This window comes from Streptomyces sp. 3214.6, from assembly GCF_900129855.1.
Taxonomy (GTDB): domain Bacteria; phylum Actinomycetota; class Actinomycetes; order Streptomycetales; family Streptomycetaceae; genus Streptomyces; species Streptomyces soliscabiei.
The window spans coordinates 8,509,038-8,534,163 of the sequence record NZ_LT670819.1 but is presented as its reverse complement, the minus strand read 5'-3'; the positions used below and the strand labels follow the sequence as shown (position 1 = coordinate 8,534,163).

General features: G+C 72.1%; 19 protein-coding genes. 10 read left to right on the top strand and 9 right to left on the bottom strand.

Going from position 1 to position 25,126, the window contains the following annotated elements; all coding sequences use genetic code 11:
* The first annotated feature begins 92 nt into the window (after nucleotides 1–92).
* Nucleotides 93–1,046, top strand: coding sequence for a TIGR01777 family oxidoreductase (locus tag B5557_RS38570; RefSeq protein ID WP_079663835.1), 954 nt, complete (start codon nucleotides 93–95; stop codon nucleotides 1,044–1,046).
* Nucleotides 1,047–1,111: 65 nt separating this feature from the next.
* On the opposite strand, the gene B5557_RS38565 is transcribed toward B5557_RS38570, so the two are convergent.
* The 5 genes from B5557_RS38565 to B5557_RS38545 all read right to left on the bottom strand — a co-directional run bounded on the left by B5557_RS38565 (nucleotide 1,112) and on the right by B5557_RS38545 (nucleotide 8,578).
* Nucleotides 1,112–2,080 carry an alpha/beta hydrolase gene (locus B5557_RS38565; RefSeq protein ID WP_079663834.1) on the bottom strand — a complete coding sequence of 323 codons (969 nt, stop codon included), beginning with the start codon at nucleotides 2,078–2,080 and terminating at the stop codon, nucleotides 1,112–1,114.
* A 162-nt stretch (nucleotides 2,081–2,242) separates the two neighbouring features.
* The gene (locus tag B5557_RS38560; RefSeq protein WP_079663833.1) at nucleotides 2,243–3,214 is read right to left on the bottom strand and encodes a helix-turn-helix domain-containing protein; all 972 of its coding nucleotides are present in this window, start codon (nucleotides 3,212–3,214) and stop codon (nucleotides 2,243–2,245) included.
* A gap of 112 nt (nucleotides 3,215–3,326) precedes the next feature.
* Nucleotides 3,327–5,228, bottom strand: a complete 1,902-nt coding sequence (locus B5557_RS38555; protein WP_231976142.1) for an AfsR/SARP family transcriptional regulator — start codon at nucleotides 5,226–5,228, stop codon at nucleotides 3,327–3,329.
* Nucleotides 5,218–8,118, bottom strand: coding sequence for an AfsR/SARP family transcriptional regulator (locus B5557_RS38550; protein ID WP_079663832.1), 2,901 nt, complete (start codon nucleotides 8,116–8,118; stop codon nucleotides 5,218–5,220). The genes B5557_RS38555 and B5557_RS38550 overlap by 11 nt, the downstream gene beginning before the upstream one ends.
* 166 nt (nucleotides 8,119–8,284) lie before the next feature.
* Complete coding sequence (locus B5557_RS38545; protein WP_079663831.1) at nucleotides 8,285–8,578, bottom strand: DUF6355 family natural product biosynthesis protein; 294 nt, start codon at nucleotides 8,576–8,578, stop codon at nucleotides 8,285–8,287.
* A 334-nt stretch (nucleotides 8,579–8,912) separates the two neighbouring features.
* Between B5557_RS38545 and B5557_RS38540 the strand changes: the two genes are divergently transcribed.
* The 4 genes from B5557_RS38540 (at nucleotide 8,913) to B5557_RS38525 (ending at nucleotide 13,704) form a co-directional block, all read left to right on the top strand.
* On the top strand, nucleotides 8,913–9,551 hold the full coding sequence (locus tag B5557_RS38540) for a hypothetical protein (protein ID WP_079663830.1): 639 nt from the start codon (nucleotides 8,913–8,915) through the stop codon (nucleotides 9,549–9,551).
* Nucleotides 9,552–9,708: 157 nt separating this feature from the next.
* Entirely contained in the window at nucleotides 9,709–11,292 is a 1,584-nt protein-coding gene (locus B5557_RS38535; RefSeq protein WP_079663829.1) for a hypothetical protein, read from the top strand.
* Nucleotides 11,293–11,436: 144 nt separating this feature from the next.
* Nucleotides 11,437–12,810 carry a D-alanyl-D-alanine carboxypeptidase/D-alanyl-D-alanine endopeptidase gene (gene dacB, locus B5557_RS38530; protein ID WP_079663828.1) on the top strand — a complete coding sequence of 458 codons (1,374 nt, stop codon included), beginning with the start codon at nucleotides 11,437–11,439 and terminating at the stop codon, nucleotides 12,808–12,810.
* A 192-nt stretch (nucleotides 12,811–13,002) separates the two neighbouring features.
* Nucleotides 13,003–13,704 (top strand): LuxR C-terminal-related transcriptional regulator, encoded by a 702-nt coding sequence (locus B5557_RS38525; protein WP_079663827.1) that lies wholly within the window; start codon nucleotides 13,003–13,005, stop codon nucleotides 13,702–13,704.
* 100 nt (nucleotides 13,705–13,804) lie between these two features.
* Here the strand turns inward: B5557_RS38525 and B5557_RS38520 are convergent, their stop codons facing one another.
* Nucleotides 13,805–14,785 carry an SMP-30/gluconolactonase/LRE family protein gene (locus B5557_RS38520; protein WP_079665226.1) on the bottom strand — a complete coding sequence of 327 codons (981 nt, stop codon included), beginning with the start codon at nucleotides 14,783–14,785 and terminating at the stop codon, nucleotides 13,805–13,807.
* 215 nt (nucleotides 14,786–15,000) lie between these two features.
* Here B5557_RS38520 and B5557_RS38515 point away from each other — a divergent pair, with 215 nt between their 5' ends.
* Complete coding sequence (locus tag B5557_RS38515; RefSeq protein ID WP_079663826.1) at nucleotides 15,001–15,300, top strand: zinc-ribbon domain-containing protein; 300 nt, start codon at nucleotides 15,001–15,003, stop codon at nucleotides 15,298–15,300.
* Nucleotides 15,301–15,351: 51 nt separating this feature from the next.
* Here B5557_RS38515 and B5557_RS38510 read toward each other — a convergent pair whose 3' ends face one another.
* Together B5557_RS38510 and B5557_RS38505 are read right to left on the bottom strand one after the other, a co-directional pair.
* On the bottom strand, nucleotides 15,352–16,434 hold the full coding sequence (locus B5557_RS38510; RefSeq protein WP_079663825.1) for a substrate-binding domain-containing protein: 1,083 nt from the start codon (nucleotides 16,432–16,434) through the stop codon (nucleotides 15,352–15,354).
* On the bottom strand, nucleotides 16,431–18,779 hold the full coding sequence (locus B5557_RS38505; protein WP_079663824.1) for a SpoIIE family protein phosphatase: 2,349 nt from the start codon (nucleotides 18,777–18,779) through the stop codon (nucleotides 16,431–16,433). The genes B5557_RS38510 and B5557_RS38505 overlap by 4 nt, the downstream gene beginning before the upstream one ends.
* A 132-nt stretch (nucleotides 18,780–18,911) precedes the next feature.
* On the opposite strand from B5557_RS38505, the gene B5557_RS38500 reads away from it, so the two are divergent.
* The 4 genes from B5557_RS38500 (at nucleotide 18,912) to B5557_RS38485 (ending at nucleotide 24,456) form a co-directional block, all read left to right on the top strand.
* On the top strand, nucleotides 18,912–20,000 hold the full coding sequence (locus B5557_RS38500; RefSeq protein WP_079663823.1) for a sugar ABC transporter substrate-binding protein: 1,089 nt from the start codon (nucleotides 18,912–18,914) through the stop codon (nucleotides 19,998–20,000).
* Between the two features lie 49 nt (nucleotides 20,001–20,049).
* Nucleotides 20,050–20,832, top strand: a complete 783-nt coding sequence (locus tag B5557_RS38495; RefSeq protein ID WP_079663822.1) for a sugar ABC transporter ATP-binding protein — start codon at nucleotides 20,050–20,052, stop codon at nucleotides 20,830–20,832.
* The gene (locus B5557_RS38490; protein WP_079663821.1) at nucleotides 20,826–22,037 is read left to right on the top strand and encodes an ABC transporter permease subunit; all 1,212 of its coding nucleotides are present in this window, start codon (nucleotides 20,826–20,828) and stop codon (nucleotides 22,035–22,037) included. The genes B5557_RS38495 and B5557_RS38490 overlap by 7 nt, the downstream gene beginning before the upstream one ends.
* A gap of 235 nt (nucleotides 22,038–22,272) precedes the next feature.
* Nucleotides 22,273–24,456, top strand: a complete 2,184-nt coding sequence (locus tag B5557_RS38485) for a sensor histidine kinase (RefSeq protein ID WP_079663820.1) — start codon at nucleotides 22,273–22,275, stop codon at nucleotides 24,454–24,456.
* A gap of 53 nt (nucleotides 24,457–24,509) precedes the next feature.
* Here B5557_RS38485 and B5557_RS38480 read toward each other — a convergent pair whose 3' ends face one another.
* The gene (locus tag B5557_RS38480) at nucleotides 24,510–25,091 is read right to left on the bottom strand and encodes a hypothetical protein (protein ID WP_079663819.1); all 582 of its coding nucleotides are present in this window, start codon (nucleotides 25,089–25,091) and stop codon (nucleotides 24,510–24,512) included.
* Nucleotides 25,092–25,126: the final 35 nt, after the last annotated feature.

The following is a 25,126-nucleotide window of genomic DNA, read 5'->3' as shown; positions in this document are numbered from 1 at the left end:
CCGGGGGACTCCGGACACCGAGAACCCGAAGGGTTTTGAACACGTTCAAATAAGAGGTAGGGTCCTCTTCCGACAGGGAGGGGGCCTTACCCATGAAGATCGTGCTGCCCGGCGGGACCGGACAGGTGGGAAGCGTTCTGCGCCGCGCGCTCACCGCGGCCGGACACGAGGTCGTGGTGCTGAGCAGGCGGCCCACGGGCCGGGGCGAGACCGGGGGCGAGGTCGCGTGGGACGGCAGGACCCTCGGCCCCTGGACGGAGGCGATCGACGGCAGTGACGTCGTGGTCAATCTGGCCGGCCGCAGCGTCAGCTGCCGCTACACCCCCGTCAACCTGAAGGCCATGATGGACTCGCGGGTGGACTCGGCCCGGGTCGTGGGCGAGGCGATCGCCGCCGCCGCACGGCCGCCGGGGGTCTGGCTCCAGATGAGCACCGCCACCGTCTACGCCCACCGGTTCGACGCCCCGAACGACGAGGCCACCGGCGTGATCGGCGGCAGCGAACCCGGCGTCCCGGGCTACTGGGGCTACAGCGTCGACATCGCGACCGCCTGGGAGCGGGAGCAGGAGCAGGCCGACACCCCGCACACCCGCAAGGTGGCCCTGCGCTCGGCGATGGTGATGAGCCCGGACCGGGGCGGGGTGTTCGACGTCCTGCTGCGGCTGGCCCGGCTCGGGCTCGGCGGCCCGGTCGCGGGCGGCGCGCAGTACGTGTCGTGGATCCACGACCACGACTTCGTCCGCGCCGTCGAGTTCCTCGTCGCCCGCGACGACCTCACCGGACCGGTGAACCTGGCCGCGCCCGCTCCCCTCCCCCATCGTGCCTTCATGCGCGCCCTGCGCCGCGCGTGGGGTGTCCCGGTCGGCCTGCCCGCCACGAGGTGGATGGCCGAACTCGGCGCCTTCGCGCTGCGCTCGGACACCGAACTGCTCCTCAAGAGCCGCCGCGTCGTCCCCGGCCGTCTGCTCGACGCCGGCTTCGCCTTCGAGCACCCCGAATGGCCGGAGGCCGCCGCCGACCTCGTACGACGCACACGGATCCGCTGACGGCCCGCCGATCGCCGCCGGGCCGGTCCCTCTTCGCGGGGCCGTTTCCGTCCGTCTCCTGGAGGTCAGATGTGCAGGGCGTCGCGCAGGGTGCCGACGGCCAGGGTGATGGCGGCATCGGCCGCGTAGGTCGAGCGCAGGGCGTTGAGCATCACGAAGTCGTGGATGATGCCCTGGAAACGCACCGCGGTGACGGGGACACCGGCCGCGCGGAGTTTGTTCGCGTAGGCCTCGCCCTCGTCGCGCAGGACGTCGGCCTCACCGGTGACGATCAGGGCCGGGGGCAGCCCGGTGAGCTGGTCGGTGGTGGCGCGCAGCGGGGACGCGGTGATCTGGGCGCGCTCGGCCTCGTCGGTCGTGTACTGGTCCCAGAACCACTGCATGCCGTCACGGCGCAGGAAGTAGCCCTCCGCGAACTGGTGGTAGGAACCGGTGTCGAAGCTCGCGTCGGTCACCGGGTAGAACAGCACCTGGTGCACCAGCGGCACCCCGCCGCGCTCCTTCGCCATCAGCGTCAGCGCCGCGGTCATGTTGCCGCCGACGGAGTCACCGGCCACGGCGATCCGGGTGGCGTCCAGGCCCTTCGACGCGCCCTCGGCCACGATCCACCGGGCGACGGTGAAGTTCTGCTCGATGGCGACCGGATAGCGGGCCTCGGGCGAGAGGTCGTACTCGGGAAAGACCACGGCCGCCTCGGCGCCGACGGCGAGTTCGCGCACCAGCCGGTCGTGGGTGTGCGCGTTGCCGAAGACCCAGCCGGCGCCGTGGATGTAGACAATCACCGGCAGAACGCCTTCGGCCCCCGCGGGCCTGACGATCCGGGCCCGGACACTGCCCGTCGGGCCGCCGGTCACGGTGATCCACTCCTCGTCGACCGCCGGCCGCGCGATCTCGCCGGACTGCACCTCGTCGACCGCCTTGCGCCCCTCCGCCGGGGGCAGGTCGAACAGGTACGGCGGGTTCGCGGTGGCTTCCACGAAGGACTGGGCAGCGGGCTCGAGGACCGGAGTGACCGGCTCGACGACGTCGGACATGACAGCTCCTGCTGTGATCGAGGTGCGTAGCGCTGTGCTGCCGGTCACGCTAAATGCCGACGGCGGCCGGCAATTGCCCACCTGTGCACCACGCCTGTTCCGACAGTGCACGGGAAAGGGCCTGCCGAGGCCCGCACTTTCCGGTCCACGCGTCATGCCCCGTCACATCCTTCCACCTCCTGCCATGTCCCGCCATTCGCGCGGGGACATGCCGTAGGCGGACCGGAAGACCCGGCTGAAGTGCGCGGCGCTCAGGAAGCCCCATCGGCCGGCCACGGCCGCGATGGTCCGGCTCCCCCGCCCGTTCCGCATCAGGTCGCGTCGGCACTCCTCCAGCCGCCGGCGCAGGATCCACCGGCCCACCGTGGTGTCCTCCTCCTTGAACAGCTTGTGCAGATAGCGCACGGAGATGTGATGGGCGCGGGCGATGACCTCCGGGGAGAGATCCGGGTCGGTCAGGTGCAGTTCGACGTACTCCATGACCCGCACCAGCAGCGGTGACCGCCCGCCCGGCGTGCCCGGCACCCCGCCCGCGCCCACGTCCGCTCCCGTTCCCGTGGCCGTGCCCGACTGCTCGGCGACGAGGGTCGCCAGCAGGTTCACGGCGTTCCAGGCGAGCATCTCGCCGACCGGGGGCCCGACCTCGGCCGCGGTGCGGGCCAGGTCGGACAGCAGCGGCGACAGCAGCGCGCCGAGCGGGGAGTCGCGGGCGACCGGCGTCCGCGCGACCCGGGCCGTGTCGTGCCGAGCGAGCCCCAGCAGCTCGCTCGGGACAAGGAACACCGTCGCCCGGCATCCCGCGGCGAAGTCCAGGGCGGGGGCGTGCCGGGCGTCGTAGAAGCAGATGTCGCCGGGGGCGAGGTGAAGGGCGAGGGGCCGGGGGTCGGGAGCGGTGGCGCCGCCTCGCAGACCGACGAGGAGGTACTCGCCGCGGTCCTGGGCGAGGAGCCGGTGCGCGGGGTGCGGCCTGCCCTCCCCGGGCAGCCGTGCCCCGGTCCACTCGCTCTGCTCGCCGGTGAGGATCTCGACGCACAGGGACGGGGGGCCAAAACGGCCGTTGGCACTTGGGTCGTTGCCGGTGGCACTCGGGACGTCGCTGATCGCGTTGCTCGTGGCGCTGCTGGTGGTGGACATCTTCCGCCGTTGTCTCGGAGGGACGGTCACTTGCCCGGACGGTAGGTCGGCGGATGTGTAAAAAGAGTGACAGTGGAGTGACAGCGCCTCCTCCCCGTCTCCTGGCGGCCTGTCAGTTCGCCGCGGGCCGCTCGTCCGTGGCGGCCAGTTCGGCGGCGAGGGCCCGCAGCAGGTCGTGCAGGGTGTAGCGGCCCGGCGTGGGCTCGGCGAGGAGGTGGGATTCGGCGAGGCGGGCAAGGAGCAGCCGGGTCCGGCGGACGGGCAGCCCGGTGAGTGCGGCGGCCGTCGCGGGGGTGAGATCGGGCCCGGGGTGCCGAGGGAGCTGCCGGAACAGGCGTGCGGTGTCGTCCGGCAGCCGGCGGTGGGAACTCAGGAAGGCCGGGCGCAGGGCGGACAGGGCGTCGAGGCCGCCGTGGGCCTCGCGCAGTTCGGCGGCCGGGGCGGCGAGGGGGAGGTCGGGTCGGCCGACGGCACGTGCGGCGACGTCGGCCAGCGCCAGGGGCAGCCGGCCGCACCGGGCGACGATCTCGTCGACGGCCCGGGGTTCGGCGGCCACCCGCTCGGCGCCGATCCACCCGGCCAGCAAGGCGCGCGCGTCCTCGGCGGACGGCGGCGCCAGGCGCAGCGGCCGGGCTCCCGAGGCGACCAGTCCGGGCAGGGCGTGGCGGCTGGTGACCAGCGCCAGACAGCCCGGCGCCACGGGCAGCAGCGGCCGCAGGGGTTCGGTGCCGACGGCGTCGTCGAGCACCACGAGGACCCGCCGGCCGGCGAGCAGGGTTCGATACATCCCGGTCAGGGCGTCCACGCCGTCCGGCATGCGCGAGGTGGGCGCCCCGAGCGACGCGAGCAGCCCGCGCAGCGCCTCGGCGCTCTCCACGGGGGGCCCGGCCGGGTCGAAGCCACGCAACGCCACATACAGCAGCCCGTCCGGGAAGCGGTCGGCGGCCCGGTGCGCCCAGTGCAGGGCGAGGGCGCTCTTGCCGACACCCGCCATCCCACCGACCACCACGATCTTCGCACCGCCACCGCCACCGGCTTGGGCTTCGGCTTCGGCGTCCAGCCACGCCAACTCGTCCGCCCGCCCGACGAAGGAGCGGGGAGGCAGGGGCAGGCGGACACTCCCGGAGTCGGCACCTGCGGAATCGGCACCGCCGGAATCAGCGGCTGCGGGGTCGAGACGCCCGGCCGCGGCCGGCGCGGTGGCCGCGGTCGCCCTGCCCGCCTCCACGGCATCCCGTCGGCGGCCCACCTCCTGGCGCAGTACGCGCGTGTGTGCCGCGGCCAGTTCGGCGCCGGGGGCGATGCCGAGGTCCCGCAGGAGGCGTCGGCGTACGTCCTCGTACGTGCGCAGGGCCTCCGCCTGCAGTCCGCAGGCGGCCAGGACCAGCACCAGTCCGGCGTGCAGCGGCTCGTCGAGGGGGTCGTGCGCGGCGGCGCGGCGCAGGACGGGCAGGACCTGCTCGGCGCGTCCGCACAGCAGCGCCGCGTCCGCCGCCGACCGGGCCGTGTCCAGGAGTTCGCGTTGGACGGCCGTGAACCGGACGTGCTCGCGCACGGACGCGGGAATCCCCATCGCCACCTGCCCGCGCCACTCCCCCAGTGCCAGGGCGAACGCCCGGGCCGCGGTCTCGGCCCGCCCGGTGGCGGCCGCCCGTCTGCCCTGCCGGGTCAGGTCGCGAAAGCGCAGCAGGTCCACCTCGTCGGTGGCCGCTTCCAGGAGATAGCCGCCGGTACGGCGCAGCAGGCGCCGGCCGGAAGCGCGGGGCGGCAACCCGGGTTCCAGCAGCCGCCGCAGCGCGCCGGCGTAACGCCGCACCACGTTCGGCGCGCTGGCCGGCGGCCGCTCGGCCCACAGCACGTCGAGGATCTCGCCCATCGGCACGGTCCGGCCGGCCTGCGTCAGGAGCAGGGCGAGCAGGGCTCGTTGCTGGGGGAAACCGACGTCGAGCTCCAGTCCCTCGCGCCACACCCGTACGGGCCCCAGGACCTCGAACCGCAGCGCCTCACCCGGCACCGAGGTGACCGTCCCGTGCGTTCAGCCGCGCCTCGACCCGCTCGGCGTCGGGGTGGTTCAGGGACCTGAAGAGGGTGAGGGCCTCTCGCCAGGCGGTGCGGGCGCCTTCGTGGTCGCCGGTGGCGAGGTGGGTGTCGCCGAGCCGGACGAGGGTCTCGGCCTCGACATAGGGCACGCCCAGGTCCCGTAGCAGGGCGAGGGCGTTGCGGTAGCCGAGGAGGGCGTGCGGGTGGCGGCCGAGGTGGTGGTGGGCGTAGGCGATGCTGTCCCAGGTGGCGGCCTGGCCGTAGCGGTCGCCGAGTTCCTGGAGCATGGCGAGGGCTTCGAAGCAGTGTGTCAGCGCCTGCCGGTACTCCCCGAGCAGGGCGTGGTACCAGCCGACCGAGTTCAGGACGCTGGCCTGCGCGGCACGGTCGTCGAGGGTGCGGAACAGGGCGAGGGCGCGCTGGTTGTGCCGCAGGGCGCCGGGCAGGTCGCCGCGTTGCTCGCTCTCCCAGCCGAGGCTGCGGTGGGTGTGGGCGCGGCCGGTGTCGTCACCGAGCCCGGTGAAGAGTTCCAGGGCCTGCTCCAGGCGGGGAACGGACCGGGAGTGCTGACCGAGCCGACCCTCCACCCGGCCCAGTCCGCGCAGGCCGCGGGCCTCCAGCGCGGGGTCGGCGAGCCGTCGGGCGGCGTCGAGCGCGGTGCGCTGCACGGTCAGTCCGTCGTGCCAGTGGCCGCGCCGGTCGAAGAACGGCTCCAGGGACCAGGCCAGTTGGCAGGCGAGACGTTCCCGCACCGGCTGCCGGGACGCGGCGGCCGTGTCGACCACGGCGAGCAGTACGGCGTGTTCGGCGGTGAGCCAGGCCAGGGCGCGGTCGTCGTCGGCCAGGGGTTCGGGGTGCACGCCCTCGGGCGCGGGCGGCGGGGGCAGCGGGTCGGCGTTGGGGGCGAGGAGCCGGTCGGCGGCGTGGGCGGTGTGCAGGTAGTGGTGGTGGAGCCGGTGCAGGGCCGTCTGCCGGTCGGTCTCGGTGTGCTGCTCGTGGACGAGTTCGCCGGCGTGGGCGCGCAGGAGGTCGTGGAAGGCGTAGCGGGCGGGACTGTGCTCGGTGACGAGGTGCAGCCCGGTCAGCTCTGCCAGCAGCGGCCGGGCCCGGCGCACGGTCAGGCCTGCCAGGGCGGCCGCGGCGGGGAGGGTGAAGTCGGGGCCGGGGTGCAGGGCGAGCAGCCGGAACAGCCGGGCGGCCGCGGCCGAGACCGCGCGCGAGGACCAGGAGAAGACGGTGTCGACGTCGACGGAGGCGTCGGAGCGGGCGAAGGCGTCGAGGCTGCCGTGCGCCTCGCGCAGTTCGGCGGCCACGGCGGCGAGGGGGAAGTGGGGGTGGACGGCGGCGCGGGCGGCGACGCAGGCGAGGGCGAGGGGCAGCCCGGCGCACAGTTCGCCTATCTCGTCGGCCGCTCCGGGCTCGGCCGCGACCCGGTCGGCGCCCAGGCGGCGGACGAGGAAGTCCCGCGCCTGACCGGTGTCGAACGGACGCAGGGTCAGGGGGTGGGCGCCGTGGCCGGCGACGAGCCCCGAGAGTGCGTCGCGGCTGGTGACGATGGCGAGGCAGCCTGGCGAGCCGGGCAGCAGCGGCCGCACCTGCTCGGTGTCGCGGGCGTTGTCCAGCACGACCAGGACGCGTCGGCCGGCGAGCATGCTGCGGTAGAGCGCGCTCTGTGCGTCGACCCCGTGCGGGACGCGTTCCGGCGGCACACCGAGGGCGTCGAGGAACCCCCGGACGGCCTCCCCCGGTTCCATGACGGCACCGGACGGGTCGAAGCCTCGCAGGTTGACGTAGAGCTGCCCGTCGGGGAACCGCTCGGCCACCCGGTGCGCCCAGTGCACCGCGAGGGTGGTCTTGCCCACGCCCGCCATACCGCCGATGGCGCTGATCACCACGGTCCGGGGCAGTGCCACGTCCGCGCCGAACATCCCGAGCACCTCGTCGAGTTCGGCGCGACGGCCGGTGAACCCCGGGATGTCGTGCGGTAGTTGGGCGGGCGGCGGGAGCGCGGTGAGCGGCCCGGCGGGCCCTGAGGGTTCGCCCGAGGACGCGGACGTCCCCCCGGCGCCCCTGTCCGCCACCTCGGACGCCCCCGTCAAGGGCGTCCCCCGCAGGACCGTGTCCCGCGCATGGCGCAGTTCCGGCCCGGGGTCGATCCCCAACTCCTCGGCCAGTCGCGCCCGTACGGTCTCGTACGCGGCCAGCGCCTCCGAGCGGTGGCCGGCCGCAGCGAGCGCGGCGACCAGTGCGGCCTGGAGGGGTTCGTCCAACGGGTGCCGCAGGGTGGCCCGTCGCAGCTCGGGCAGGACCGCGCCGGGCGTTCCGGCGCGCAGTGCCGCGTCCGCCGCTTCCCGCATCGCGGCGAGCCGCTCGCGGTCCACCGCGTCGAACGCCGGGTGGGTGCGGACCTGCGCGGGGAGGCCGTCGGCGATGGGTCCTCGCCACAACGACAGGGCCTCGGTGAGGAGTTCGAGGGCCCGCGCGGGTGACCGTTCCGCGGTCCGGCGTCCCTCGTCGCGCAGTGCGCGAAACCTCGGCAGATCCGAGGAGTCGCCGTTGGTCGGCAGCCGGTATCCGCCCGCGTCCCGCAGCAGCCAGCGGCCCGCCGCGCGGGCGGGGAGGCCGGGCTCCAGCAGTCGGCGCAGCGAACCGACATGACGTCGGACGACGTTGACCGCGCTGTGTGGCGGAGCCGCTCCCCACAGCACGTCGACGATCTCGCCGAGGGCGACCGGCTGGCCGGCCCCGACCAACAGCAGGGCGAGGAAGGCACGTTCCTGCGGCCCGCCGAGGTCGAGTTCCACGTCCCCCCGCCACACCCGCACGGCCCCCAGGACCGCGAACCGCACCGGCTCCAGCGGCACGCCGGCCCCCTTCAGGTCTTCCGTCTCCGAGCTTTTCCCCCGCCCTCGACTCTACGTCACGGAAAACGCACAACCTGGAAGCACTAGCATTCAACCTACGGCTATTAGCATCAGAGGTCCGGGACGATTTCGTCCCGGACCCCGGCAGCCGCTGGGTGAGCGCCTGTCAGCAGGTGCGGCCGGTGTAGTGGGCGCCCTGGATCTTGCGGGACGAGCCCAGCCAGGTCGTGCCAGGACCGACGCACCACTCGTAGTCGGGCGCCAGGGCGACCTCGACCTTGATGACCACATGTGAGCCGTCGGACGTGCAGTGGTTGTAGAAGGCGTCGGAACCGGTCTCGTAGAAGCCGCACGGGTTCGCGGCCGCGGGGCTCGTGGCGGCGGCGGTCACCGCGCCCAGAGAGGCGAGCACGAGTGCGACGGAACCGAGGGTGCTGAGCACCGTACGACGAACACGCAAAGCAGAACTCCTTGCCGAATATGAGGCATCAGGGCCGGATACAAGGCATTCGGGCGGATGCCGGATGCCTGCCTCAGGATCGTGGCGTTGCCCTCGAAGGTGACCGGATGCCGCGCCTCTTCACCCCGGGAATCGTTTTAGCTCTGCGTCATTGGAGTGATTCTCCAAGAAGGGCGAATCGGGGGCGCTGATCACGGGCAGGGCGGGCCGGTTCACCCGGGTGAGCGCCTCGAGTGGTGGCGGCGGGACAACTGCCTGACGGTGGATCACGTCGGGCCGGGTCACGTCAGCTGACGAAGTGTCGGCTGCCCGGTCGTGACGGAAGGACCATCAGATGCGTTCTGCTCGCATGATCCTGGCCACCGCGGCGGCCACGGCCGCCATCGCCATCGGCGCCCCCGGCGTCCACGCCGCCGACGGGGACCGGGACCACGACTCCTCTTCGTACAGCAAGGAGGACGACTCGTCGTACAGCAAGGGGGACGAATCCTCCCCCAGCAAGGGAGACGAGTCTTCCTACGGTGACGACGAGGACTCCTCGCACGGCAAGGACGAGGGCTCCGAGCACGGCAAGGACGAGGACTCGGAGCACGGCAAGGACGAGGACTCGGAGCACGGCAAGGAGCACGGCAAGGGGGAGCACGAGACCCCGCACGGCGGCATGCACACCGGCGGCGGCGCGCTGGCCCTGCTGAACGACAACAGCGACCGCGGCGCGAAGGACCCGAAGTACGACCCGGAGACCTACAAGGACCACGACAGCGAGCACGGCAAGGGGGACTCCTGGAGCGGTGACAAGGAGGAGTCGGGCGGCTGGAGCAAGGAGCACGACAAGCCCAGCGGCGGCATGCACACCGGCGGCGGCGCCCTCGCCACGCCTTCGGTGACCGCGGCCGGTCTCGGCATCCTCGCCGTCGCCGGCACCGGCTTCTACGCCCTGCGCCGCAAGAAGACGGTGGGAGGTGTGGCCTGACCCATGCCTGATGCGATAGCAGCCGCGGCCGCCACCTCTGCCCCCGGTGGCGGCCCGGCCGGCTTCCCGCCCCCGCCGCCTCTGTCGGAGGCGCCCTCTTCGCCCGTACACTGACAAATCAGCGGTGTGTGGGCGAAGTTGACCGGGGGGAGCCACCATGTCGGGGAACCAGTACGACAGATACGACGACACCGGCGGTTATGACACGTTCTACGTCCCGCCCATGCCCGCGGCCCCGCCGCCGGCCCCGGCGGACGGTGTGCGGGCGGTCGCGGTGGCCGTGCTCAACCTCAGCGGTCTGGGCCTGGGCTACGCGCTGATGCGCCGCCGGGCCCTCACGGTGCTGTGCTGGATCGCCACCGCCGTCCTGTTGTTCGTGGCGCTGCCGGCCGACCCGGACGGCGTCCCGGTCTTCGCGCTCGTGGTGTACGCCGGGTTCCTCGTGGCGGTGGCGGCACACGGTGCGCGCCTGGGCCTGCGCACCTCGACGGCCGGGCTCCGGCAGGCGCCGCTCGCGCTCGGACTCGGGCTGCTCCTGCTCGTCGTACCCGCCGGGGGTGTCGTGCTGTACGACGACGCCCGGGACGAGGCGACGCAGCAGATGCTCCTCGACCGGCTCGACGAGGCCGACCGGCTGGTGCAGGCCGCCGGCGAGAAGCCCTTCTCCACCGCCCAGGCCGACTACCGCAAGGCGCTGGGGGCCTACGCGGACCTGCGGGCCGACCATCCCGGCTCCCGGGCGGCCGAGCGGGTGCCCGCACGGATGAAGACCTTCTACACCACCGTCGGCGCCACCTACCAGCAGGGCGACTACTGCCAGGCGATCGAGCCGTTGACGTATCTGCGCACGGTCCCCAAGAGCCTGCCCGACACCGACCTCGGCGAGCTGACGTCCTGGCCCGACGACCGCCTGGCCACCTCGCTGTACGAATGCGCGTCGAAGGCGCTCACAGCAGGCGGGGACACCTGGCCCGCGCAGTTCGGGAAACTGCTGACCACGTTCCCCGAGTCGGCGCAGGCCGCGAAGGCCGAGCCGGCGGTGGCCGCCGCCGTCGCCCGGACGGAGAAGGACCTGCGCGGCGCGCAACCGTGCTCGGCGGTCGAGCGGCTGCGCACGCTCGGCTCGCAGATCGTCGCCGTGCCGTCGGAGCGGGCGGAGGTCGGCGCCGCTCTCGACAAGGACGCCCGGCGGGCCGACGCGAGCGCCGACAACGGCACGTACACCTGCGGCGTGGACCAGTACCGCGACGGCGACTTCAAGTCGGCGCAGACGACGATGACCGAGTGGGCCTCCGGCCACAAGGCCGCCAAGAACGCGGCCCTGGCGAAGAAGATCGCGATAGCGGCGGAGATCGCCCAGACGGTTCCGGCCGCCGGTAAGACCCTGCCGACGCCCCGGCAGGGCGGCAGCATCTCGGTGACGGTGCAGAACGACAGCCCCGACGAGATCACCGTCCTCTACACCGGGCCGGTCACCGGCAGCTTCACCCTGAAGGGGTGCGGCAGTTGCAAGGCGTACTCCATGATCCGCACCATCACGCCGGGTTTCGAGCCCTGCAGCGACAGCGGCAAGAACTATCCGGAGCGCACCATCAGCCTGCCGGTCGGCACCACGTACTTCCTGCACAAGCCGATGAACGACAGCCTCGCCTCGCCCGCCTCGGACACGGCGAAACTCGAATCGGGCTACATCTACACGGAATGCGCCTACACGACGCAGAGCCTGGGGACGACTTCCTGAACAGGGCGTGAAAGAGGGGGAATTCCGGCCGCTGAATTTCCGTCAGCGGGCGAATGTGTCACCTGTGGGGCGCATGTGACGGGTGGTATGGTGCGCCGGAATTCTCTCGTGCAGGGCCCCCACACGAAAGCCTTGAGACAATCCATGAACGACATAACGGCGGAAACCCCTGTGAACTCTTTTGTCCCGGGCGGTCGCCGCCGGCACCGCAAGGCCAAGCAGAGCAGCACCGGCGTCCGGCGGGCGATCGTGCTCGCGCTGGCCGTTCCCGTCACCTCTGCCGCCCTGGCCGGCCCTTCGGCGTTCGCCGCCGAGAAGGGCATCGGCACGACGGCCAAGGACACCGCACCGAGCCAGGGTCTCGACGCGGACGACCAGCAGATGGTCACGAACCTCGAAACCCGGGTGCTCGACCAGCGTCTGGGCGCCAACGTCAGCGGGGTCGTCCTCGACGCCGACTCGGACAGCACGCTGTGGGACCACAACGGGGCGACGGCGATGATGCCGGCCTCCAACGTCAAGCTCGCCACGTCGACCGCGGCCCTGACGATTCTCGGCCCCCAGCACCGCTTCACCACGAAGGTCGTCTACGGCAACGGCACCCTGACCCTCATCGGGGGCGGCGACCGGACGTTGACCACCGCCGACCTCACCGAGCTGGCCAAGACCGCCGTCGCCGGGCTCAAGGCCGCGGGGCTGACGACGGTGAAAGTCGCCGTGGACGACAGCCTCTTCCCCGAACCGACCCTGGCCAACGGCTGGAACACCGGCTACTACCCCGACTCGGTCGCCCCGGTGCGGGCACTCGTCGTCGACGGGCACGGCGTGCAGGACACCTCCCTCGACGCCGGGCAGGTCTTCGCCCAGCAGCTCGCCACGGCCGGCGTCACGGTCGACGGCACCGTCGCCCGCGCCACGGCGAGCAAGGGCGACGTGCCGGTCGCCCGGCACACGTCGGCGCCGCTGTCGGACATCGTCCACACGATGCTCAAGACCAGCGACAACAACATGGCCGAGACCCTGCTGCGGATGACCGCGCTGGGCGCGGGCCGCCAGCCCACCTTCGAGGACGGCACGGAGGTCGTGCGCCAGGTGCTGAGCCTGCAGTACGGGGTGTCGCTCGACCACTTCGAGATGTACGACGGCAGCGGTCTGTCGCGGGCCGACCGCATCCCGGCCGCCACCCTCGCGGACATCCTCGAACTACTGACGGAACCCCGCTACGCCCACACCCTCGGGTCCATCCTCGACGGCCTGCCCGTCTCCGGTGAGGCCGGCAGCACCCTCGGCCCGGAGTGGGGCCGCTTCGACGACGTGAACTCCAAGTGCGCCGTCGGCAAGGTGCACGCGAAGACCGGCACCCTCACCGGCGCCATCGCCCTGAGCGGACTGACTCAGGGCAAGGACGGCAAGTGGAAGGTGTTCTCGTTCATCGAGAACGGCTCCACGGCCAACCCGAACGACATCAAGGACGCCATGGACGGTCTCGCCGCGACCGTCAACGGCTGCTGGGCATAAACGACCGGGGTCCCTGCCTTGAGAAAAGGCAGGGACCCCGTCATGTCTTCCCCAGGCAAGTCCCCGCTGTGATCCATAGCACAAGAAAACGGTGCCGTTTCGATGAGTCCGAGGGCTACCCTGGCTTCCAAGTGAACGAAACCGTTTCGTTCATAAGAGGCGTTTGCCCCCACCACATGGAGAACGACAGCCATGGCCTCCGTACTCGTCGTCAACGACCAGTCCCTCCAACGCCTCGGCCTGCGCATGCTGCTGGCCGCCGAGCCCGACCTGACCGTCGTGGGCGACACCGCGAGCGGCGCCGAAGCGGTCCGTATGAGCGCCGAACTCCGCCCCGACGTCGTGCTGATGGGCAGCCACCGTCCCGACGCCGACGACATCGCGACCATCCGCCGCATCGCACACCCCGCACACCTCGCACCGGTCCGCGGCGCCTCCGCGGGGCCGGACGGGCATCAGCCGCGGGTGCTGGTCCTGACCTCCACCCATGACGAGGGGTACGCCTACGCCGCCCTGCGCGCGGGCGCCGGCGGATTCCTCCTCAAGGACGCCACCTCCGACGAACTGACCGCGGCGATCCGCGTCGTGGCCGCCGGGGACGCCGTCATCACCCCCGACCTCACCCGCGCCCTCATCGACACCGTCCGTCAGGAGCGCGTGCCGCGGCCGCGCGAGCGGACCATCGGGCTCGACGCCTTCACCGAGCGCGAGCGCGACGTCCTCGTGGCCGTCGCCTCCGGCTGGTCCAACGCGGAGATCGCCGCCCGCCTCTCCATCGCCCCGACCACCGTCAAGTCCCACGTCAGCCACATCCTCGCCAAGATCGGCGGCCACGCCCGCGTCCAGGCGGTCGCCTTCGCCTACGAGTACGGCCTGGTACACCCGGCGGCCTGACCCGCCCCCGGCCCGCCGGGCGCCCGTGGCCCCGCACCTGCTGGCCGGGTACGGGGCCACGGGCGGTGCTAGAAGGCTCATGAAGATCTTGGTGAGCCTTCTAGTCGCGGGCGCGTTGGTGGACGCGGGCCAGGAGGAGGTTGGGGTCCTGCCGGGTGAAGTAGGCGGCGCTGGAGACGTAGGCGGTGCGGCCGCGGACGGCCACGGCGGTGGGGTTGGACAGGCCGTCCTGCCGGGTGAGGACGATCCGGTGGGTGCCGTCCGGGCGGACCAGGGCGACCTGGCTGCTGACGTTCAGGGCGGCGAGGACGGTGTCCCGGTGCCGTTCGACGAAGCCGAAGTCGTCGATCCCGTCGAGGCCGGTCGCCCGGGTCTCGATCGTCGCGGCGGAGCCGTTCTGGCGTACGGGGATGCGCAGGAGCGTCGCCGCGTCGGTGTTGGAGACCCACACGGCGTTGTGGTGGAACCTGAGACCGTTGACCCCGACGCCGGCCGCGGGAGGCGCGGTGCCGGGTTCGAGCTCGGCTCCGGTGGCCCAGGCGACGGGCTCGCCGCCGGAGCGCGGGACGCGCCAGACGGTGCCCAGCACGGAGTCCGCGGCGTAGAGCACGTCGCGGCGTTCGTCGAGGGCGAGGCCGTTGGGGAAACCGTTCGCCGGCAGTTCCGCGATCTGCCGGGGTGCGCCGCCGTCGGGGTCGATGCGCCAGATGCCCGTCTTGGCGGTGCCGGTGGCGTAGTTGACGTAGAGGGTGCCGTCGTCGGCTCGGGCGATGCCGGTGACGACGGCCGCGCCGGTGATGGGGGTGTTCGGGTTCGCCACGGCGGGCAGCGTCGCGAGGATCCGGGTCCGGCCCTCCCGGGTGACGTTGGCGACCTGCCGGGCGAAGGCGAACGTCAGGTCGGCGGAACCGTCGGGCTCGAGCGCGATGTTCTCGGGTGTCTGGCCCTGGGCGAAGTCGAAGTGGGCGACGACGCGCGGATCGGAGACGGTCGGCTCGCCGCCCGCGGCGGGAGCCGTGGCCAGCAGGCCGAGGGCGAGAGCGGCGGCGGTGACGCCCGCCAGGCGTGGGAGTCGGGGCATGGACTGCGGGACCTCTCCGTGAGGGGAGCGGGGAAGCGCGCCGTCGTGCGGCGGCCAGACGACCATGGCGGTGTCCCGGCGGTGGCCGCGGCTGTCGCGGCCGGGCGTTCGCCCACGTGGCCCAGGGCATGGACCCGGCTGCCGCTCACGCGGGTGACGCGGTATGCAGCAGACTGTGCGGTGCGGACGACCACTCACTCAGAAGGAAACACAGCGTGATCATCTTCGGCACCAAGGGATACCTCTACCAACTGGCGATACTGACGCTGCTGTGCGGCCGGTGCGGGAACCCCGCCGCGCACACCCTCAGGAAGCGGGTCACGAAGTTCACGCTGTTCTTCGTGCCGTTGTTCCCGATCTCGACGAAGTACGCGACGCAGTGCACGTTCTGCGGCGCCGAGCAGAAGGTGACGAAGGAGCAGGCGGACCAGTTGCTCGCGCAGGGCGCGGGCGGCTTCGGCGGGCAGCAGCCGTACGGGCAGCCTCACCAGCACCAGCAGCCGTACCAGAACTGACGGTCCGCACGACGTACTGACGATCCGCACGGGCGGTGAAGGTCCCGCTGCTCACGGGGTGAGGCCGGCCCGGTCGCAGGCGGCCCGCAGGTCACGGGTGCAGATCTGGCCGACGTTGTACACGCCGTCCCCGACGAGGACCGGGCCGATGTCGGGGGCGGTGACCGCGGTCGGGGTGAGCAGGACCGACGGGATGTTCTCGGTGGTCGGGCTGTCGGTGGTGGTCGTGGCGCTGTCGCGGGGGTCCTCGCCGCGGCCGACGGCGACGGCCATGGCGGCGACGGCGGCTGCCTCCTTCCCGAACGGCTTGTACACCGTCATGTACTGCTCGCCCTTGACGATGCGCCGCACGGCGTCGAGGTCGGCGTCCTGTCCGGTGACGGGCGGGAACTTCGTGACGCCGGCGCTCTTGAGGGCGGCGACGACGCCCGCGGCGATGGAGTCGTTGGCCGCGAGGACGCCGTCGATGCGGTCCGGGCCGAGGGCCGCGATGGCGGCGGACATGTTGGCGTGGGCGTTCTGCGTGCTCCAGCCCTGGGTGTCGTAGGACCGCAGAACCGTCGCCTTGCCGGTGAGGACGGACAGCGCGCCTTTGCGGTACGAGGCCGCGTTGGGGCTGGTCGGGTCGCCGTTGACCATGACGACGTGGGTGCGTCCGGTGCCCTTCGTCAGCGCGGTCAGGAGTGCCTCGCCCTGGAGGCGGCCGACCTGGAGGGCGTCGAAGCCGACGTAGCCGGCGATCGGCCCCTCGGCGAGGCGGTCGTAGGCGACGACCGGGACGCCCGCCCGGCGCGCCTCCTCGATCGAGGAACGCATCGCCCGGGTGTCGGCGGCGTCGAGGATCAGGACCTTGGCCCCCTTGGTGACCATGGAGACCAGCTGCCCGCGCTGGCGGGTCACGTCGTCCTCGGCGTTGGCGTACTCCATCGTGCACGTGGGGCACAGCTTCTTCACGTGCGCCTCGATCAGCGGCCGGTCCGAGTGTTCCCAGCGGGGGACGGTGCGGCTCGGGAGCAGCAGGCCGACGGTGAAGCCTTCGCCGCCCGCCCGGTGCTCGCCTCCGCAGGCGGCCAGGGGCATCGTCACCAGTGCCGCGGCGACCACGGCGACGAGGCATCGGCGTGGGATCCTCATGGCGCACCCCCTGGTACGGCGATCTCGCTCCACACCTGTTTGCCGCCGGCCACGGGGACCGAGCCGAAGGACTCCGACATCGCCTCGACCAGCATCAGGCCCCGACCGCCGGTGGACTCCCAGTCGACGATGACCGGTTTGGCGGGGGCGCGCGGCGAGGCGTCGCTGACGCCGACGCGCACCAGGTCGCCGCGCAGCACCAGGTCGAGGCGGACCGGGCCCTGGGTGTGCACGAGGGCGTTGGTGACGAGTTCGGAGACGACGAGCAGGACGGCGTCGCCCGCTTCCTGGACCTGCCAGCGGCGCAGGGTGCGCGCGGTGAAGCGGCGGGCGTGCATGACGGCGTCGGGCAGTCGCCACACCATCCAACCGGCCCGGATCGGGCGGGTCTTCATGCCGTCGTAGCGCAGGAGCAGCAGCGCCACGTCGTCCTCACGGCGGCCGACGTCGCCGAGGAGTGCGTCGGCCATCCGGCCGGGGTCTTCGGGGTCCGCCGCGGCCAGTGCGAGGCGCGTGCGGTGCATGCCCTCGTCCAGGGGCAGGTCGGAGGCCTCGACGAGGCCGTCGGTGACCAGGGCGAGGACGGCGCCAGGGGCTAGTTCGACGGCTGTCATGGGGAACTCCGCTTCCGCGAGGATGCCCAGTGGGGGCCCGCCCTCGACCTCGACCTCTTCGGTGGAGCCGTCGGGCAGGCGCAGCAGGGGGGAGAGGTGGCCGGCCCGGACGAACAGGATGTTGCCCTCCTCCATGTCCAGTTCGGCGTAGCAGCAGGTGGCGAACAGGTCGGTCTCCATGGCGACGAGGAGCCGGTTGGCGTGGGAGACGACCACGTCGGGCGGGTGGCCCTCCATGGCGTAGGCGCGGACCGCCGTGCGCATCTGGCCCATGATCGTCGCGGCTCCGGCGCTGTGTCCCTGGACGTCTCCGATGACCAGGGCGACCCGGTCCTCGGAGAGGGCGATGACGTCGTACCAGTCGCCGCCGACCTGGAGGCCTCGCCGGGCGGGCAGATAGCGGGCTACGGCGGTCCCGCCGGGCAGTTCGGGCAGGCGCCGGGGCAGCAGGCTGCGCTGGAGCATCGTGGCGAGTTCCTGCTCGGCGTCGTGCGCGTGGGCGCGTTTGAGGGCCTGGCCGACGAGGGCGGCGGTCGCGGTGAGCAGGGAGCGTTCCTCGGGGACGAACTCGTGCGGGCGGTCCCAGCCGACCAGGCAGACGCCGGCGACCCGGTCCTTGGCGGGCAGCGGCAGGACGGCGAGGCCGCCGGTGCCGATGCCGGCCAGGCCGGGTTCGAGGTCGGCGCCGGCCGGCCAGAGGTCCATCCGGCCGTCCCGCAGGGCGGCCTGCAGGGTGGGCAGGGCACGCAGCGGGGCGTCGGGCCAATCGGTGCGCCAGTCGGTCCGCCACACCTCGGGCCAGGCGGTGGGCTGGGGCGGGTCGAGGACGCTGACCATGAGCCGGTCGTCCTGGAGCGCGGCGAGGGCCACCCGGTCGGCGGCCAGCGGCTCGCGCAGGGCGGATACCACGACGCGGCCGACGTCCCGGACGGTCGCGGCGTCGTCGAGGGCGGCGGTCAGCCACTGGATCCGGGCGACGTCGTCGGAGCCGCGGCGCAGGACCGGGGTCGCCGTGACCACGCCGAGGACCTGTTCCGGCCGGCCGTCGGTGGGGGCCTGCACCCGGCAGCTCAGGCTCAGCCAGCGCATCTCGCCGGTGGGGCCGCGGACCCGGAACTCCAGGTCCCGTCGGCCGAAGTCCTCGGCGGACGGCTCCAGGACCGACATCAGGGCGTGCATGTCCTCCGGGAGGGCGTGGGCGAGCAGGGTGTCGGCCTTGCCGTCGAAGTCGTCCGGGGTGATGCCGACGAGTTCGAGCAGGGTGTCGTCGGCGTCGATCAGGCCGGTGTCCGGGAAGAGCACGAAGGAGCCGACGCGCAGGCTGCGCAAGGCGGGCCCGAGCAGTTGGGCCGGCCGGGGCGGGTCGGCGCCGGGTGGGAGGAGGGCCGCGACGGCCTCGGCGTAGCGTTCCAGGAACCGGCGTTGCTCGGTCTGGAAGCCGTCCTCCGAGGTTCCCATGACGAGGAGGCAGCCCTGGGGTGCGCCCTCGGGGCCGAGGGGCAGCGCGGCGAGCGGGGGCTCGGCGGTGAGCCAGAGCGGTCGGCCGACGCGGAGGGCGCGTGCCGGGGGCGAGTCACCGGACAGGGGGAGATGCTCCGGCGGCCCCGAACCGGAAGAGGTTCCTCCGGACGCGTCCACCAACCGAAGCTCCTGGTTGCCGGCGTCGGGCGCGTAGACCGCGGCCAGTGTCGCTCCGGCGAAGGTCAGGGCCCGATCGAGGCATGTCCGCAACGTACCTCCCGTCCTGCCGCAGGTGCCGACAGGTTGAGATCGGGGCACCCACCCACCAGAATCGCATATACGGATCAATCGAACATAACCACCACATTTCCACCTTATTGTCGTCTACGGCAGGTATCACCGATGAAGGCCTGCATTCGGGACACGGTCGCCGCCGTGACCGCGGTGTCCGCCGCGATCGTGCTGGCAGCCTGCGGGGCGGGCGGGGGGGACGCCCCCGTCGGGGAGAACGGACCGCGCATCGGTCTGCTTCTGCCGGACGCCACCACGGCACGGTGGGAAACGCAGGACCGGCCCCTGCTGGAGAAGAGGATCAGGCAACTGTGCGACACCTGCGCGGTCGAGCACGCCAACGCCAAGGGCGACGTGGCCCTCCAGCAGGAACAGATGGAGTCGATGATCACCAGGAACGTCGACGCGATCGTGCTGGTGGCCGTGGACGCCCGTTCGCTCGGCGCCTCCGTCACCAAGGCCCACGAGGCGGGCATCCCCGTCATCGCCTACGACCGGCTCGCCCAGGGACCGATCTCGGGGTACGTCTCGTTCGACGGCGTGGAGGTCGGCCGGCTCCAGGGCCGGGCGCTGCTGAAGGCGATGGGCGACAAGGTGCCCGGCGCCGAGATCGTCATGATGAACGGCGACCCCAGCGACCCTAACGCCAAGGCGTTCAAGGAGGGCGCGCTGTCCGTGCTCGGCGGCAAGGTGAAGATCGGCAAGGCCTACGACACCCCCCAGTGGCGGGCCGAGACCGCGCACATGAACATGTCCGGGGCCCTCGCGGCCCTCGGCGCCGGCTCCGTCGACGGCGTCTACGCGGCCAACGACGGCCTCGCCGGCGGGAGCATCGCCGCCCTCAAGGCCAACAAGGTGAACCCGCTGCCCCCGGTCACCGGGCAGGACGCCGAGCTCCCGGCCCTGCAGCGCATCGTCGCGGGCGACCAGTACATGACCGTCTTCAAGCCGTTCAAGCCCGAGGCGGCCGCCGGCGGGGCCATGGCGGTGGCCGCGGCCCGCGGGCAGAGCCTGGACAAGGTGGCCACGGGCCAGGTGCCGACGCGCGGCGGGAACGCGGTCGCCGCCGTCCTGCTCACCCCCCTGTCGGTGACCGCCGGCAACATCCGGGACACAGTGGTGAAGGACGGCCTGCACACGGTCGCGCAGATCTGCACCCCGCAGCTGCGGGCCGCCTGCGCGAAGGCCGGACTGACCTGAGGCCGCGCCGACCGGACGCCGCATCGCCCCGACGCCCCCCGAGAAGGAGTTGGTTTCCGTGCCGGATCCCCCCCTGCTGGCGCTGCGGGGCGTGTGCAAGCGCTTCGGGGTCGTCGAGGTCCTCACGGACATCGAGCTGGAGATCCACTCCGGGCAGGTCGTCGCCCTCCTCGGGGACAACGGGGCCGGCAAGTCCACTCTGGTCAAAGTGATCTCCGGGGTCGCCCCCGCCGAGAAGGGCGTCATCGAGTGGAAGGGCCGGCCGGTCCACATCAGACGCCCGCACGACGCCCGTGACCTCGGCATCGCCACCGTCTACCAGGACCTGGCGCTGTGCGGGAACCTCGACGTCGTCGGGAACCTGTTCCTCGGCCGGGAGCTCCGCAGGTTCGGGTTCCTCGACGAGGTCGAGATGGAGCGCCGCACCAGAGAGCTGCTGGAACGCCTGACCGGTCGACTGCCCGATCTGCGCGGCCCCGTCGTCTCCCTCTCCAGCGGCCAGCGGCAGACGGTCGCCATCGCCCGCTCGCTCCTCGCCGGACCGCGGGTGCTCCTCCTGGACGAACCCACCGCCGCGCTGGGCATCGAGCAGACCACCGAGATCCTGGACCTGATCGACCAGTTGCGCGACCGCGGGCTGGGCGTGCTGCTCATCAGTCACAACATGGGCGACGTGAAGGCCCTCGCGGACCGGGCCGCGGTGCTGCGTCTGGGCCGCAACAACGGCTTCTTCGACGTGCACACCGCGTCGCACGAGCAGATCATCTCGTCCATCACCGGCGCCACGGAGAATGTGCCCCGCCGGCCGGCCGCCCGGGAGACGGGGTGGTGACCCGCGTGCGGGCCGTCGGCCGTGCCCTGGGGAGCGGGGTCACGTTCTTCCGGCACAAGCTGGGCGCGGGCGAGCTGGGGTCCCTGCCCGTCGTACTCGTCCTGGCCGTCGTGTGGATCACCTTCCAGTCCCTCAACGAGAACTTCCTCTCGCCCCGCAACCTGTCCAACCTCAGCGTGGACATCGTCGGGACGGGGTTGATCGCGGTCGGCATCGTCTTCGTGCTGCTGCTCGGCGAGCTCGATCTGTCCGTGGGCTCGATCAGCGGCCTGGCGGCGGCCGTCTTCGCAGTGCTGAACGTCAACCACGGGGTGCCGGAGTGGCTCGCGCTCGTCGTCGCGGTGCTCGCGGGCACCGTCGCGGGAACCGTGCAGGGCTATTCCATCGCCCGGACGCGGGTGCCGGCGTTCGTGGTCACACTCGCCGGGCTGCTCACCTGGAACGGCCTGATGCTCGCCATCCTCGGCGAGAGCGGCACCGTCAACCTCGACGAGAACGGGCTGGTCGCCAAGCTGACCAGTTACTACTTCACCGATGACGCGGTCGCCTACGGGCTGGCGGCGCTCGCCGCGGGCGCGGTCTTCCTCGCCCTGGACCGCGACCGGCGGCGGCGCAGGGCCGTCGGCATGCCGCACCGCTCGCTGCGCGCGATCGTGGTGCGCACCGCGGGGCTCGCGGTGGTCGCGTTCGCCGTCGCCTATCTGCTGAACCGGTTCCAGGGCCTGCCGCTCGCCCTGCTGATCTTCCTCGTGGTGGTGGCCGGCCTCGACGTCATGCTCCGCCGTACGCACTACGGGCGGCAGGTCTACGCCCTCGGCGGCAGCATCGAGGCGGCCCGTCGTGCCAGCCTCAGCGTGACGGGGGTGCAGACCGCGGTGCTCGCGGCCTCGGGCACGATGGCCGCGATCGGCGGCCTGTTCCTGGCCTCCCGCATCACCTCGGTGAGCCAGAGCTCGGGCTCCGGGGTGCTGCTGGTCAACGCCATCGCGGCGGCCGTGATCGGCGGCACCAGTCTGTTCGGCGGGCGCGGTACCACCTGGTCGGCGGTGCTGGGCATGCTGGTCATCCAGTCGATCGCCTCCGGCATGGCGATCACGGACACTCCCCCGGCCGTCCAGTTCGTGATCACGGGCGGGGTGCTGTTCGCCGCGGTGATCATCGACTCCCTGTCGCGACGCTCCCAGGAGGCCCATGGACGGGCCTGAGGCGGTACTCGTCGGTTTTCTGTGACTCGGTATGACCCAAGTGCACTGAAGTGACCGCCGAGACCGATAACTTTGGTTAAAGTTGCACCACTTTTGAACGCGGCCCCGCCGACGCGTCGTAGTGAGGGGTACCGGCGCGTCACGCGCGAGACGTTCCAGCAGCGATTGGACGACCTTGCCGAACAACTCACCTGCGGCGGAGGGACGGAGAAAATCCCTCACCCGCAACTGGCCAGTGGGCAGAAGGCTTCGGGCCGTTCTGCTGATTCCGGTGCTCGTCGCCCTCGTCCTCGGGGGCGTGCGGGTGAAACGTTCGGTCGACACCTGGCAGGACGCCGACGACGCGGTCCGCGTGGCCGAACTGGTTCAAGCGGCAAACAAATATGCCAGCGACGCGATCAATGAGCGCGATGTGTCGGTCATCCCGCTCGTCAAGGACAAAAAGACATCGGACGTGGTCGTGCAGGCCCGGAAGATCACCGACGCGGACGCCAAGGCGTTCAGCGCCGCGGTCGACCGTATGCCGAAGACCGCCGGACTCCTGCGGCGCGTACAGCTGGTGCGCGAGGGCGAGAAGCACCTCGACACCGTGCGGGCGGCCGCCTTCACCTCCCGGATGACCGGGGTGCAGACGGAGGAGAGCTACCACACCGTCCAGCACCCCCTGATGGAGATCTCCAACGAGCTGGGCTTCGGCAGCAGCAACCAGGCGAGCTACGGGCGCACGCTCTACGCCGTGTCCCTGACCCAGGCGGCCGAGTCCCTGATCCGGTCCATCGGCACCCATCTGCTGGTGGAGGACCGCGGCGGCCTCGCCCGGGGCGAGCTCCAGGCGCAGCTCGCCTCCTTCCGCTCGTACGCCTACCTCGAACAGGTCGGGCTCCAGGAGTACGCGGGCGCCGGCACCACCGGGGACATGGCACGCCTGCAGAAGGCGCTGGCCGACGCGGAGGCGCGCGGCAAGGAACAGACCGCCCAGGCCAAGGCGGCGGGCCGGACGTTCGTCGCCCCGCCCGGCATCGACGAGATGATCACCGAGATCTCCACCGGGAAGCCGGCCGCGGAACTCGCCGCGCAGGGCATCACACCCGAGTCGTTCTTCGCCGCGTCCACACTCGGCTTCGACGCCTACCGGGGCATCCAGGTGAACCTCACCGACACCGCGCTCGCGAGCGCCCAGGACATCGCCGACGACGCGCGCCGCGACGCCATCATGAACGCCGCGCTCGTCCTCGCCGCGGTGCTCGTCGCCTTCCTGCTCGCCGCCTGGGTGGCCCGCACGATGAGCACCGGCATGCGCCGGCTCAGCGCCTCCGCCATCGAGATCGCCGGGCAGCGGCTGCCGACGATGATCGACCAGATGTCGCAGAACGATCCCGGCCAGGTGGACACCCGGGTCACCCCGATCCCGATCCACACCACCGACGAGATCGGCGAGGTCGCCCGGGCCTTCGACCACGTCCACCGCGAGGCCGTCCGGCTCGCCGCGGAACAGGCCCTGCTGCGGGGCAACATCAGCGCGATCTTCACCAATCTCTCGCGCCGCAGCCAGTCCCTGATCGAACGTCAACTGGCGCTGATCACCAGCCTGGAGGACAACGAGGCCGACCCGGAGCTGCTGGAGAACCTCTTCCGCCTGGACCACCTCGCGACCCGTATGCGCCGCAACGGCGAGAACCTCCTGGTGCTCGGCGGTGAGAAGCCCGCCCAGCAGTGGGACCAGCCGCTTCCGCTGGTCGACGTGATCCGCGCGGCCTCGTCGGAGGTGGAGCAGTACGAGCGCATCCGCTTCTCCGGCATCCCCGAGGCCCACATCCACGGCCGCGCCGTGACCGACCTCGTCCATCTGCTCGCCGAACTGCTGGAGAACGCCACCGCGTTCTCCTCCCCGCGCTCGGAAGTGCGAGTGACCGCGGTGCGGCTGCCCGACGGACGGATCATGGTCGAGATCCACGACGAGGGCATCGGGCTGGAGGCGGACGATTTCGCGACGCTGAACCACAAGCTGGCCAACCCGCCGACCGTCGACGTCGACATCTCCCAGCACATGGGCCTGTTCGTGGTCGGCCGACTCGCCGAACGGCACGGCATCCGCGTCCAGTTGCGCCCCTCGGGCGAGCGGTCGGGCACGACGTCCCTCGTCATGCTGCCCGAGACGGTCGCCCAGCGATCGCCGGACGCCATGCCCGACTCCGACACGCTCACCCTGGCCCTGGTCAAGAGCGTCCCGCAGTCCCGGCACGCGGACGCCCTGGCCGGATTCGGCGGCCAGGACTCCGGTGACGCCTTCACGGACTACGAGGCGTGGCAGGACGAGTCGGCGAAGTCCCGGCCCGCAGAGGAGCCCCCGGCCGCGAAGACCCGCCCACGGCCGCTGCCCCGCCGCGCCGCCGGGGGCCGGGGCCGTCGTCCCCGGTAGCCGTCATGCGCGATGCCCCGCCGGAATCGTCCGGCGGGGCATCGCGTATGCCGTCAGTGCTCCGGGGGATGCGTTCTGAGCCAGGCGTCGCCTTCGGCACGCTCCGCCGCGGGAGTGCGGGGATTGGCGGAGCGCCGCTCGACGTAGTCACGGATGATCTTCACTCGATGCGGGTCGGGAACCAGCAGGGAGCCGATGGATTCCTGCCAGACGGTGCCTCGCAGGATGACGTTGCCGTCGAGCGAGAGCATGGCGAACTCGGGGAATCCGGCCGCCGATCCCAGGATTCCGGTCGCGGCGCCGGCCCCCATGATGTCCCACTCCTGAAGGAGCCGGACTCTCGCCCAGCGCAGGATCGGCACCGACTCGTCGTCGGCGTGGTTCACTCCCAGCAGGAACTCCCGGTCCTCTCCCAGGAACCCGTGGTCGCGGGCCAGCCGGAACCACCCGTCGTTCGCCTTCTCGATCAACTGCGGATCGTCCCTGCGCACGGTCTCGTCACGCCGTCCGTCCTCCCGACGGCAGCTGGTGGCGAGCCAGGCGGCCGCGACGGGCAGGGCGCCGCCGCCGGCTTCCGCCGCGCACCACTGCAGGCCCGCGTCCAACAGCGACGCCGCGAACTCTGCTTCTTCCACAGGGGCAACCTTTCTCACCCGTGCGTCCCAAGGCT